The organism is Klebsiella sp. JN_Kp122 (assembly GCF_040062085.1).
Lineage (GTDB): Bacteria > Pseudomonadota > Gammaproteobacteria > Enterobacterales > Enterobacteriaceae > Klebsiella > Klebsiella aerogenes.
The window spans coordinates 249,564-261,832 of sequence record NZ_JBEAHW010000047.1 but is presented as its reverse complement, the minus strand read 5'-3'; the positions used below and the strand labels follow the sequence as shown (position 1 = coordinate 261,832).

The following is a 12,269-nucleotide window of genomic DNA, read 5'->3' as shown; positions in this document are numbered from 1 at the left end:
TGAAGGTCTTCTTATGCATTGCGCACTTTACGACGCGGGCCGCTGCCGTTCTTGTCAGTGGCTGGAATTGCCATTGACGCAACAGCTCGCCGATAAAATGGCTAACCTGCGCGAACTGCTGGCGGGTCATCCAGCGGCGACATGGCTTGCTCCGGTTTCAGGTCCGGAGACGGCGTTTCGCAACAAAGCGAAAATGGTCGTAAGCGGTAGCGTAGAGCGCCCGCTGCTAGGCATGCTGCATCGTGATGGCACGCCGGAAGATCTCACCGATTGTCCGCTGTATCCGCCGAGTTTTGAACCGGTTTTCGCCGCGCTGAAGCCGTTTATCGCCCGCGCCGGACTCACCCCCTATAACGTTGCCCGCAAGCGCGGCGAACTGAAGTATTTGCTGCTGACAGAAAGCCAGCACGGCGGCATGATGTTGCGTTTCGTTCTGCGCTCTGCGGCAAAGCTTGAACAGTTGCGCGCCGCGCTGCCGTGGTTACAGCAGCAGTTGCCGCAGCTAAAGGTGATTACCGCCAATATTCAGCCCGTGCATATGGCTATCATGGAAGGGGAGCAGGAGATTTTCCTCAGCGATCAACAGGCGCTGGCGGAGAACTTTAACGGCGTACCGCTGTGGATCCGCCCGCAAAGCTTTTTCCAGACCAACCCGACGGTGGCGAGCCAGCTCTATGCTACCGCCCGCGACTGGGTACGCGCGCTGCCGGTCAACCACATGTGGGATCTGTTTTGCGGCGTCGGCGGTTTCGGCCTGCACTGCGCAACCCCGCAGATGCGCCTTACCGGTATCGAAATCGCCCCGGAAGCCATCGCCTGCGCGAAGCAATCCGCGGCCCAGTTGGGATTAACCAATCTTCATTTTCAGGCGCTGGATTCCACGCAATTCGCGACGCATGAAGACGATATTCCACAGCTGGTGCTGGTCAACCCGCCGCGGCGCGGCATCGGCGCCGAACTGTGCGATTATCTAAGCCGCATGGCGCCGCCGTATATCATTTATTCGAGCTGTAACGCCCGGACGATGGCCGCAGATATTGATCGTCTGCAGGGCTATCGCCTTGAGCGGGTGCAGTTGTTCGATATGTTTCCACATACCGCGCATTATGAAGTGCTGACGCTGCTGGTTCGTGAAGTTTAAACAAAATGTGAACTCTTTAAGCGGCTGAAATCGGGTAAGCTTTATGAAACGAGCGTGAAATTCGTGGAGCGAATCTGATGAGTAAAAAAATCCTGCTGGTGGAAGATGATGATGATATTGCGGCTTTGTTGCGCCTGAATCTGCAGGATGAAGGGTATCAAATCGTGCACGAGGCGGACGGCGCGCAGGCGCTGCGCCAGCTGGATAACGGCGTCTGGGATGCGGTGATTCTTGACCTGATGTTGCCCAACGTCGACGGGCTGGAGATTTGCCGTCGCATCCGTCAGCAAACGCGCTATCTACCGGTGATTATTATTAGCGCCCGTTCCAGCGAAACCCAGCGCGTGCAGGGGCTGGAAATGGGGGCCGATGATTATCTGGCGAAACCTTTTTCTCTGCTGGAGCTGATTGCCCGGGTGAAGGCGGTTTTCCGCCGTCAGGAAGCGATGGGACAAAATCTCTTGATGGATGCCGGACGTATCGCCTGCCACGGCCTGAATATCGACCCGCTGTCCCGGGAGGTCAGGCTGCACGGTGAACTGGTAGACCTCACGCCGCGCGAATTCGATCTGCTCTATTACTTTGCCCGCCATCCCGGTGAAGTTTTTTCGCGTCTGGCGCTGCTGGATAGCGTCTGGGGCTATCAGCATGAAGGCTATGAACATACGGTCAACACGCATATTAATCGTCTGCGTACGAAAATAGAGCGCGACCCGGCAGAGCCGGACATTATTCTTACCGTCTGGGGGAAGGGGTATAAATTTGCGCCCTATAGCGCCGGGGCGCAGTCATGATCCGCCGACTCAGCCTCAGCCAGCGGTTATCGTTGGTGTTTATCGCCTTGCTGCTGCTGTGTGCGCTGTCCGTTTGTCTACTCCAGCTCTATAGCAGCGCGCAGTACGGTAACGTCATGGTGCAACGGCTTTCAGCCGGTCTGGCGCAGCAGATCGCCGCCCGCGAGCCGCTGCTCAACGCGCGCGGCGAGGTCGATCGCGCGGTGTTGAAACCACTATTCGACCGTCTGATGGTGTTTAACCCAAGCGTCGAGCTGTACCTCGTTTCGCCGGATGGCGAGCTGCTGGCGGATGCCGCGCCGCCGGGGCACATTAAACGCCAGCGCATTGCCATGGCGCCGGTGCAGGCGTTTCTCTCCGGCGGCGCGTGGCCAATTTATGGTGACGATCCGCGCAGCATGGACCAGCAAAAAGTGTTTAGCGCCGCGCCGCTGCGCCTTGACGGCCAGCTACGTGGCTATCTCTACATTATCCTGCAGGGCGAAACTTTTAATGAACTGGCACAAAACGCCTGGCAGAAGACGCTGTGGAGCCTGCTGCTATGGACCCTGCTGCTGGTGGCGCTGTTTGGCCTGTTGGCCGGCGGCCTGGCGTGGTATTGGGTAACACGCCCGGTACGCCAGCTGACGGCGCAGGTGGCAGCCGGAGACAGCGACAGCATTCGAGCAATCAAAGCGCTGGCGGCGCAGGCGCCGGACCCGCATCCCGGAAATGAAGTGGCGCTGCTGCATAACCGCTTTATCGAACTGGCGCAGCAGATCGCCGGGCAATGGGATCGGCTGGCTGATAGCGATCGTCAGCGCCGGGAATTTATTGCCAATATTTCGCATGACCTGCGCACGCCGCTCACTTCGCTGCTGGGATATCTGGAGACGTTATCGCTAAAGGATGATCGCCTGACGGCGCAGGAGCGTAAGCAGTATCTGAATATCGCGCTACGCCAGGGAAATAAAGTTCGTCATCTGTCGCAGCAGCTATTTGAGCTGGCACGCCTTGAACATGGCGGTATTAAGCCGCAGCCGGAAAAGTTTATCCTTGCCGAGCTGATTCAGGACGTGGCGCAAAAATTCGATCTGGCGATTGCCACCCGCGAAATCCGTCTGCGCCTGGAATTGGCGTCAGGCTTGCCTTTGGTTGAGGCAGACCTCTCGATGATGGAGCGGGTATTAACCAATCTGCTGGATAACGCCATTCGCCATACTCCGCACGGGGGCGAAATTCGTCTCTCCTCGCGCCAGCAGGGGGCACAGGTGGTGGTCGAGGTGGCCGATAGCGGCCCGGGCGTCGCCGGTGAGTTACGGGCCAATCTGTTTGAGCGGCCATCGGTACTGGAACCGGGGCAGCAGAGCGCCTCACGGGGCGGGCTGGGGTTGATGATTGTTCGCCGGATGCTGCAACTGCACGGGGGGGAAATTCGCCTGCTGGAAGTACCGGCAGGGGCCTGTTTCCAGTTTACCCTGCCGCTGTGAGGGGGGGCGTTACCGATAGACCCGGCTCAGGCGGCTGCGCCGTAAGCCGGGAAGCGTAGATCTTACTCCGGGAACCACTGGTTGCTAATTTTCTGGTAGGTTCCGTCAGCTTTAATCGCTTTCAGCGCTGCGTTCAGTTTTTCCAGCAGCGCTTTATTATCCGGGCGCACCGCAATGCCGAGGCCGGTACCGAAATACTGCGGATCGGTCACTTTCGGCGTCGCCGCGCCTAACTGCGGGTTGGTCTTCAGCCATTCGTTGACCACCGCGGTATCGCCGAAGACGCCGTCGATACGGCCGTTTTTCAGGTCGATAATGGCATTCTGGTAGCTATCGTAAGCGACGGTTTTGACTTCCGGGTGCTTATCCTGCAGGTATTTCTGGTGCGTGGTGCCGTTTTCCATGCCGATACGCTTACCTTTCAGGTCATCAAAAGAGTGGTACGCGTCTTTTTTGGCGATTACCAGCGCCGAGTTGGCGTAGTACGGGTCAGTAAACGCGACCTGTTTGCTACGCTCAGGCGTGATGTCCATGCCGGAGATCACCGCATCATACTTTTTAAATTTTAGCGCCGGGATCAGGCTGTCGAAAGCGTGGTTGGTAAAAGTACAGTCGGCCTGCATTTGCTTACACAGCGCTTTGGCCAGATCAAGATCGAAACCGACAATCTGGTTATTCGCATCCATGGATTCAAATGGCGGATAGGTCGCGGAAACGCCAAAGCTGATTTTTTCCGCGGCAGCGGCGCCAAAGGCGAAAGAGCTAAGCAGTGCGGCCAGAACTAACTTTTTCATAGTGGGACTCCCGTCGGTCAATCTTATGATGTTGTGCCGGTTTACGGCTGAAGTTCACAATGCCACTAAATGAATTTATATGCAATAAAGTTGTATGTTTATTTTATTGGTTAGAAAAAAAACGGGTAAGCATTAGCACTTACCCGTTTCATATATTACTGTTTATGCATTTCGTGATGTTAGTTACGACGTTCGAAGGCCAGCGCTTTTCTTTCCACCAGACGCATCAGCAGCGTCAGCAGGCCGTTCACCACCAGATAAATGATACCGGCTGCGCCGAAGACCATCACGTCATAGGTGCGCCCGTACAGCAGCTGGCCATGACCCATCACTTCCATCAGCGTGATGGTGTAAGCCAGCGAGGTGCTTTTAAAGACCAACACCACTTCGTTAGAGTACGAGGAGAGGGCGCGTTTAAAAGCATACGGTAGCAGAATCGCCAGCGTATCCTTCTTGCTCATCCCCAGCGCGCTGCAGGACTGCCACTGGCCGTCCGGAATGGCGCGGATGGCGCCATAGAACAGCTGGGTGGTATAAGCCGCGCTGTTTAACGACAAAGCGATCAGCGCGCACAGCCAGGGCTCAGAGATCAGATGCCACAGCACCGGGTAATTCTGTAATGACGGGAACTGTCCTGGTCCATAGTAGATCAGGAAGATCTGCACCAGCAGCGGTGTCCCGGTAAACAGGGTGATATAGCCGCGGACGATCCACACCACCACCGGCGTTTTTAACGTCAGCACGATGGTAAAGATCAGCGCCAGGATCAGCGCCACGACGATCGATGCCGCCGTCAGCGTCAGGCTGGTATGCAGCCCTTTCAGCAGTTCGGGTAAGTAATCGAGCATCAACCTGGTCTCCGTTCGAAGCGCGTCGCACGCTGATCAATACGTTTGAGAATGTATTGACTCAACAGGGTGATGACGAGATAAATAGCTGCCGCAATGATGTACCAGTTAAACGGCTCCTGAGTACGGGTAGCAATACTTTTGGTTTGCAGCATCAGATCGTTGACGCTGATAAGGCTGACCAGCGCGGTATCTTTCAGCAGCACCAGCCACTGGTTGCCAAGACCCGGCAGGGCATGGCGCCACATCTGCGGCATCACCAGGCGGAAGAATATCGCCGCCTTCGACAAACCCAGCGCTTGTCCGGACTCCCACTGCCCCTGCGGCACCGCTTTCAAGGCGCCGCGCAGGGTCTGCGAGGCATAGGCGGCATACAGTAGGGAAAGCGCAATGGCGCCGCAGAGGAACGGGCTGACGTCGAAATTCTCAATTTGCATCTGTACCGGAATCTGCACAAACCCAAGATTAAGAGTAAAACCGTCAGACAGCGTCAGCAGCAGCTGTGAGGAACCAAAGTAGATAAACAGCACCACCAGGATTTCCGGTAGGCCGCGTAAAATCGTCACGATGCCGGTCGCCAACCATGCCACAGGGCGCCATTTCACCGACTCCAGCACGGCGAAAAGCATCGCCAGCACCAGGCCGATGACCAGCGCGCAAACGGCAAGGCCGACGGTCATCCCGGCGGCGCTTGCTAATGGAAAAAATTCGTTCATTCAGCGTTACTTCTGGAACCATTTGCTATAGATGGTCTGGTACGTCCCATCTTTCTTCACTTTTTCCAGCGCAGCGTTAAATTTCTGCTGCAGCTCGGTATTGCCCTGACGAACCGCAATGCCGAGACCGGTACCGAAGTAGTCTTTATCCGTCACTTTATCACCCACCGGCGCCAGCTTCGGATTGCTCTTCAGCCATTCGGTCACTACCGCCGTGTCGCCGAAGACGGCGTCAATGCGGCCGTTTTGCAGATCCAGTTTAGCATTCTGGTAGCTGTCATAAGGAACGGTGGTGATTTCCGGATGCTTATCAGTGATGAATTTCTGATGGGTAGTACCGTTCTGCACGCCAACTTTCTTGCCTTTCAGTTGGTCAATGCCGGTGAACTTGCCCTGCTGGCCGACAAACAGCGCCGAGTTTTCATAATACGGGGTGCTGAACAGCACCTGTTTTTCACGCTCAGGGGTGATATCCATACCGGCCATGACGGCGTCGAAGCGGCGGAATTTCAGTCCTGGGATCAGGCTATCGAAAGCCTGGTTAGTAAAGGTGCAGGTCGCGTCCATCTCTTTACACAGCGCGTTAGCCAGATCGACGTCAAAGCCGACGATTTTGTTGTTGGCGTCTACCAGCTCAAACGGAGGGTAGGAGGCCTCGGTGGCGAAACGGATAGTCTGGGCTGCGGTAGCGGAAAGGCTCATGCCCGCGAGCAGAGCGGCAATCAGTACTTTTTTCATCGTTATTTCCCCGAAAACATCAATGTGAAAGATAGTTTTTAAAGGCGTCGGTTTGCGGATGCGCGAAGCAGTTAGCATCCCCTTGCTCAACGATATGCCCGTTTTCCATATACACCACGCGGCTGGCGGTTTTACGCGCCACTTCCACTTCGTGGGTAACGATAACCTGGGTAATTCCGGTTTCCGCCAGTTCGCGAATGATGCTGACGATCTGGGCGGTAATTTCCGGATCCAACGCGGCGGTGGGTTCATCAAACAGCAGCACCTGCGGCTCCATCATCAGCGCGCGGGCTATCGCTACGCGCTGCTGTTGACCACCTGACAGATGCAGCGGATAGCGGTCGCTGTAAGGTTTAAGGCGTAAACGCTCAAGTAGTTTTTCGGCGCGCGCCAGCGCCTGATCTTTGGTTAAGCCCAGCACGCGGCACGGGGCTTCGATCAGGTTTTGCACCACGGTCAGGTGTGGCCACAGGTTGTACTGCTGGAAGACCATCCCGACATTCTGGCGCAGCTCGCGAATAGCTTTGTCAGACGGCGCTTTGGTGAAGTCGAATTGATTACCGGCGATGTTTAAGGTACCGGAACGCGGCATCTCCAGCAGGTTGAGTACGCGAAGCAGCGAGCTTTTACCGGCGCCGCTTGGGCCGAGGAGCACCAGCGTTTCCCCCTGCGGGCAATCCAGCGTGATGTCGAACAGCGCCTGGTGCGCGCCGTAGAAGCAATTAATGCCGTTTAGTTTAATACTCATCTGGGCAGTCTGATACAAATAGCTATTGAGGCCGCAAATAGTACCTTTGACAGAATAGTTATGCAATATTTATGCGTTAAAAGTTAAATGTAAACCACATTTATCACTAAAGTTAGCACAAAATATGGGTTCATGTGGTAGGGGGGAACAAATGTCGGCATTACCACACGGAATACCGACATTTTACCGGGGTTATCGTTTCAGCGGGGTGGCTTTAACGCCGAAATTAGCGTTTCTCAAGACTCTGACGCAGCGAGCCGGCCGGAGCGTGGCTGTTTATGCCGAGGTAGCGGACATCGTCAACCGCCCAGCACTGGCCTTCCTGAATCATCAGCACTTCATCTTTCCAGCTCTGGGTTCCCTGTTTTAATTCAACGCGCAGCGGAATATTGCGCGCATCGCGGTTCGGGATGGTTGAGGCGCTGGCGACGTCGGCGCTATCCGCCGGGGTGGAACTGCTGGAGAATGGATTTGATTGCAGCAGCGCGTTACGCGATGGGTCCTGACGAGCGTCGTTCAGCAGTTTAGCCAAATCGTCGCTCAGATACGGGCGCAGCGCGGTAAGATCGTTATTACGGTGCTGGATTTGATAATCATAGAACTGCTGCGCTACCTCGTCCGGGCCGCCCTCGATGCAGGAACCGCTGCGGGTGCCGTTGTCTTTATAAGCCGGGGTCACGGTGGTACAGGCGCTCAGCGCCAGTGCGCAAGGCAAAACAAGTGCAAGAATGTTGTAGCGCATGATGATTTCCTTATGAACTCACTACGTTGTTAGATTCTGCTAAAGCATAGCGTAAGCGCGACAATTGTACTTGACGCAAAGAGCTAAGACCTTGATGTGACAACGACCATCGGCTGTCCGCGCCTCTTGCGCGGGCAGCCGGCGTATCAGAATTGATAACTATAGTTGACGCTGGCGAACCACAGGTAAGGGTGATCGTAGCTGCCGGAGACGATTTCCGGTGATTTTACGTGGGAAGATTGCATGTGCAGATAAGAGACCGCGACGCCGATATTGCTGGCCGGGGTTATCTGGTATTGCGCGCCGGTGGCGAAGCGCCACTCATCGCCGGTTGGCAGCGAGAGCGCCGTGTCGCTTTGTGAATCATAAACCGTGCTGTCGAAACCGACGCCGGCGTTCAGACGCCACTGCTCGGTCGGCCGGTACTGTACGCCGACGGCGGTATGCCAGGAGTCCTTCAGGCGGTTATTTTTACTACTTTCGTGACCGGAAACGGTGATTTGCGGGCTGCCGAACTGGCTCCAGTCCTGCCAGCCGAGATCGCCCATCACCGACCACTGTTTATTAATATCGTGGACCATGCTGAGCATGATCTGTTGCGGCGCGCGGACCTGGGCGGAGATAGGCAAATCATACGCAACGTTCGGTAAATTGGGAAAACGCGCTTTGCCCTTAACGTTAAAGTCATAATCGGTTTTACTGTTCCAGGTGATGCCGGCGCGGGTCTGGTCGGTTAACTGCATCAGCAGACCCAGACGATAGCTCATCGCCCAGTCATGGTCTTTATCTTTCTCGTCATTACCGTCGACGTTACGCGTCAGCGATAAAAAACCATAGTTCAGGTTGGCGGATGCGCCGACAGAGAGACGATCGTTAAGTTTCCACGCCAGCGACGGGCTCAGCGTCATCGCCACCATGGTGCTTTTCTTGATAAGACGATCGCCGGCCCAGTTGCCAAAATCGATGCCTAAACCGTAGTTGCCATACAAGCCAATCCCGGCATATAAATCATCGTTAATTTTCTGTGCGTAAAAGCCGCTGGCGTTAGGAAACAGATTCATCACGTTACCAGGGCTATTACCGCCGTGTTCGTTATTCATCTGATACGGGATATCGCCGCCCATGACCTGCGCGCCGCCGGTAAACATATGGTCAGGAAGCCGGGTCATGCCGGCTGGGTTGGTGACGATGGTGGAGGCGTCCTGCGCGCGGGCGGCCTGACCTGCGCCTGCCAGGCCGACGTCTTCGGTGCCGATTTCATAAAAATAGAGTGCGCTGGCATGGCTGAAGCCAGAGCAGAGCAACCCAGAAATAAGGAATGCGATTTTTTTCATTTGCCACCTGCGGTAATGTAAAACGCGAGCATATTCTTATGCCCAAAGTATAGAGGACATATCTTTTTTAGCGTCGGATTTATACTGATAGTCCGGGGGATATATTGCGAGTCCGTTAACGGAGTGGATTACCAATTTTAGGCGTTATACGGATTAGCATCCTGATGAAGGCGCATATTTGATATGACTATTAACGAGGGGTAAATGGAAAAAGAGTATAAAAATAAATATTCACAGAGTAATAAGTAAGAAACACTATCACCATACGATGATAATGTTTCTATATCGGCAATAACTAATTATTTCTTCTTATAGATATTCGCGGATACGTGCAGTTTCTTATCGGTGTTACCGGAAGAGAGCACCACAACGTCAGCGCCTTTTTCATCGGCTTTTTTGATCAATTCTTCGCGCGCATCGCTTGGCGCAGTTTGTCCGGTAGAGGAGATGGTGCCAATTTTTTGGTATTGACCCTCTACCTTAGCGAAATCTTCTTTGCTCAGAATTTCTGCAGAAAACGCGTTCGCGGTTAAAAACAATGCTGCACCTGCCACTAAAGCTGCATATTTCATATTATTAATCTCCATTGTTTATCTTGCTATCATCATGCTCTTGTTTTAACTAACCAATGAGCGCCATCAGATTGAATCAAGCCCGTCTTTTTTTCAAGCGAAATGCTGCATTTTTATGACCTAAAATTAACGATTTTTTAAAGAAAAGATGACAGGGTTCTCATTGATAATGCTTGCTTTTTTTTGCGTAATAGACGTTGTCGGAGCCTAAGACCATTTTCATCTGTCGTTAGCTGAAAATGACGTTAAGCGGCGAGGGGCTGAAGCGGCCAGCAACAGACATTCCGGGGTTGATGGTTTATCATAAAGAGAAAGACACAGCGGGCAGCTCAACTGCTTGTCCAGTCGCTAAAAAAGGAGTAGCTATGCCGACCGAACAACGGCTGGATCCGCGCCAGGATCGAGCAATGCTGTGGGCCAATCGCGAAAATGTGCAAAAACATGCACTGTCGCGCAGCATGCCGTGGTTAGCGTTCGTCAATATCGCCTTTGCCTTGATGGTCATCTTCCGCAACGTTCTGTTCACCGAGTTCGATCATCAGAGCTTGACTCACCAGGATATTATTCCTTATCTGGAGATGGCGCTTGGGGCCATTATCGTTTTCTCGCTGGCGCTTTGCATGATGGTTATCTCCGGGCGGATATTAAGCGGTATTTATGCCACAAAAGTGATTTCCGCTATTTTGTTGATTCTCAGTTTATGCTGGTCGGTGAGTAGTTACTGCTTCATCATTTTATGGTCGCTGCCGTTCGCGTGGCCGCTGCTGGTTATTTTAATGACCACCGGTCTTGCCGCGCTCTATTATTTTCCGGTGGGCCTCGTGGCTTACCTTGTTCCTTTATGGGGTATTTCATTACTCGCTGGCGTGCAAATACATCATGGTGTCGATTTACGTTTTCTGATTCTGTGGGGAATATGCACCGCCATTATGATTTATGGCCGGCAGATATTACAGCGCTGGTATGATGAGGCCTGGAAAACCCATCAGGAGAACATGCAACTGATTAATCGGTTGGAAAACATGGCGAATCAGGATGCCTTGACGGCGACCGCCAACCGCCGGGCGCTGGACAATTTTTTAGCGCAGGCCTGGGAACGTAAAGAGTCGCTGGCGCTGATCATCCTCGATGTCGACTTTTTTAAACGTTATAACGATCACTACGGTCACCAGGCGGGAGATTACTGCCTCTCCTGCATCGCCTCCGTGCTGAAAATGTCGGTACGCGCGCAGGAGGATATGGTGGCGCGCTATGGCGGCGAGGAGTTTGTGATTGTCCTGCCGCTGCAATCATTAGATAGCGCCACGGCGGTGGCGCAGCGGATCCAACAGAAGATTCGCGAAGCGGCGCTGCCGCATGCCAAATCCGATGCCGGGCCGCTAGTGACGGTCAGTATGGGTATTGTCGCCTCGGACGGGCGCGTCCCGGCGTCAGAGTTAATCGCGCAGGCGGATGCTGCGCTGTATAAAGCCAAGCAAGAAGGACGTAATCGATGGTCTTATTAGCAAAGCGCATTATCCAGCTTGCGCTTGCCGCTTTGCTGCTGGCAGGCTGTGCGCAGGAGCAGGGTATTGTCGACAAACAGGGTTATCAGTTGGATACCCGTCATCCGGCGCAGGCGGCCTATCCGCGTATTAAAGTCCTGGTCATTCACTATACCGCCGATAACTTTGATGTCTCGCTGGCGACCCTGACCGATAAAGAGGTTAGTTCGCACTATTTAATTCCCGAGCAGCCGCCTCTGCACCACGGTAAACCGCGTATCTGGCAACTGGTGCCGGAGGAAGATTTAGCCTGGCACGCCGGTATCAGCTTCTGGCGCGGCAGCACGCGTATCAACGATACCTCTATTGGTATTGAGCTGGAAAATCGCGGCTGGCAAAAAAACGGCGATATAAAAAGTTTTACCCCATTTAATCCGACGCAAATTGACGCGCTTATCCCGCTGGCGAAAGATATCATCGCCCGCTATCACATTCAGCCGCAAAATGTCGTGGCTCATGCCGATATCGCGCCGCAGCGCAAGGACGACCCTGGCCCGCTGTTCCCGTGGCGGGCGCTGGCGCAGCAGGGAATTGGCGCCTGGCCTGATGATTCACGCGTCGCCTTTTATTTGCAAGGGCGTCCAAGCTGGCAGCCAGTTGATAGCGGAGAATTGTTAGACCTGCTGTCGCGCTACGGCTATCAGGTCACCCCGGAGATGACCCCGGCGCAGCAAAAACGGGTGATTATGGCCTTCCAGATGCACTTCAGGCCGGCACGCTGGGACGGCGTGGCCGATGCGCAAACGCAGGCGATCGCCGAAGCGTTGCTGGAAAAATATGGACAAGGATGAGTATTTGGCAGCAAACCGGGTGACTTGCTGCCGTAAGC

13 protein-coding genes are annotated in these 12,269 nt (G+C 54.3%); 5 read left to right on the top strand and 8 right to left on the bottom strand.

Annotated features, from left to right (window positions below; translation table 11 throughout):
• Positions 1–13 precede the first annotated feature (13 nt).
• The 3 genes from rlmC (at position 14) to ABLU78_RS22100 (ending at position 3,404) form a co-directional block, all read left to right on the top strand.
• Positions 14–1,141: a 23S rRNA (uracil(747)-C(5))-methyltransferase RlmC gene (gene rlmC / locus ABLU78_RS22110; protein WP_015704856.1), complete on the top strand. Its 1,128-nt coding sequence runs from the start codon at positions 14–16 to the stop codon at positions 1,139–1,141.
• Between the two features lie 77 nt (positions 1,142–1,218).
• Positions 1,219–1,935 carry a response regulator transcription factor gene (locus ABLU78_RS22105; RefSeq protein ID WP_045359971.1) on the top strand — a complete coding sequence of 239 codons (717 nt, stop codon included), beginning with the start codon at positions 1,219–1,221 and terminating at the stop codon, positions 1,933–1,935.
• Positions 1,932–3,404, top strand: coding sequence for a sensor histidine kinase (locus ABLU78_RS22100; RefSeq protein WP_045359969.1), 1,473 nt, complete (start codon positions 1,932–1,934; stop codon positions 3,402–3,404). The genes ABLU78_RS22105 and ABLU78_RS22100 overlap by 4 nt, the downstream gene beginning before the upstream one ends.
• 62 nt (positions 3,405–3,466) lie before the next feature.
• Here ABLU78_RS22100 and artJ read toward each other — a convergent pair whose 3' ends face one another.
• The 8 genes from artJ to yahO all read right to left on the bottom strand — a co-directional run bounded on the left by artJ (position 3,467) and on the right by yahO (position 9,896).
• Positions 3,467–4,198: an arginine ABC transporter substrate-binding protein ArtJ gene (gene artJ / locus ABLU78_RS22095; protein WP_015367519.1), complete on the bottom strand. Its 732-nt coding sequence runs from the start codon at positions 4,196–4,198 to the stop codon at positions 3,467–3,469.
• A gap of 179 nt (positions 4,199–4,377) precedes the next feature.
• Positions 4,378–5,046 (bottom strand): arginine ABC transporter permease ArtM, encoded by a 669-nt coding sequence (artM, locus tag ABLU78_RS22090; protein WP_015704859.1) that lies wholly within the window; start codon positions 5,044–5,046, stop codon positions 4,378–4,380.
• Complete coding sequence (artQ, locus tag ABLU78_RS22085; RefSeq protein ID WP_015367517.1) at positions 5,046–5,762, bottom strand: arginine ABC transporter permease ArtQ; 717 nt, start codon at positions 5,760–5,762, stop codon at positions 5,046–5,048. Before artQ ends, artM begins: the two co-directional genes overlap by 1 nt.
• Positions 5,763–5,768: 6 nt before the next feature.
• Complete coding sequence (gene artI / locus ABLU78_RS22080; RefSeq protein ID WP_015367516.1) at positions 5,769–6,500, bottom strand: arginine ABC transporter substrate-binding protein ArtI; 732 nt, start codon at positions 6,498–6,500, stop codon at positions 5,769–5,771.
• Positions 6,501–6,519: 19 nt separating this feature from the next.
• On the bottom strand, positions 6,520–7,248 hold the full coding sequence (artP, locus tag ABLU78_RS22075) for an arginine ABC transporter ATP-binding protein ArtP (protein ID WP_015367515.1): 729 nt from the start codon (positions 7,246–7,248) through the stop codon (positions 6,520–6,522).
• 226 nt (positions 7,249–7,474) lie between these two features.
• Positions 7,475–7,990, bottom strand: coding sequence for a lipoprotein (locus tag ABLU78_RS22070; RefSeq protein ID WP_015367514.1), 516 nt, complete (start codon positions 7,988–7,990; stop codon positions 7,475–7,477).
• A gap of 146 nt (positions 7,991–8,136) precedes the next feature.
• Entirely contained in the window at positions 8,137–9,324 is a 1,188-nt protein-coding gene (locus ABLU78_RS22065; RefSeq protein WP_171824291.1) for an outer membrane protein transport protein, read from the bottom strand.
• A gap of 299 nt (positions 9,325–9,623) precedes the next feature.
• Complete coding sequence (gene yahO / locus ABLU78_RS22060; protein WP_020079275.1) at positions 9,624–9,896, bottom strand: DUF1471 family periplasmic protein YahO; 273 nt, start codon at positions 9,894–9,896, stop codon at positions 9,624–9,626.
• A 365-nt stretch (positions 9,897–10,261) separates the two neighbouring features.
• Between yahO and ABLU78_RS22055 the strand changes: the two genes are divergently transcribed.
• Positions 10,262–11,401, top strand: a complete 1,140-nt coding sequence (locus ABLU78_RS22055) for a GGDEF domain-containing protein (protein ID WP_048228589.1) — start codon at positions 10,262–10,264, stop codon at positions 11,399–11,401.
• On the top strand, positions 11,389–12,231 hold the full coding sequence (locus ABLU78_RS22050; RefSeq protein WP_032714154.1) for an N-acetylmuramoyl-L-alanine amidase: 843 nt from the start codon (positions 11,389–11,391) through the stop codon (positions 12,229–12,231). The genes ABLU78_RS22055 and ABLU78_RS22050 overlap by 13 nt, the downstream gene beginning before the upstream one ends.
• Positions 12,232–12,269: the final 38 nt, after the last annotated feature.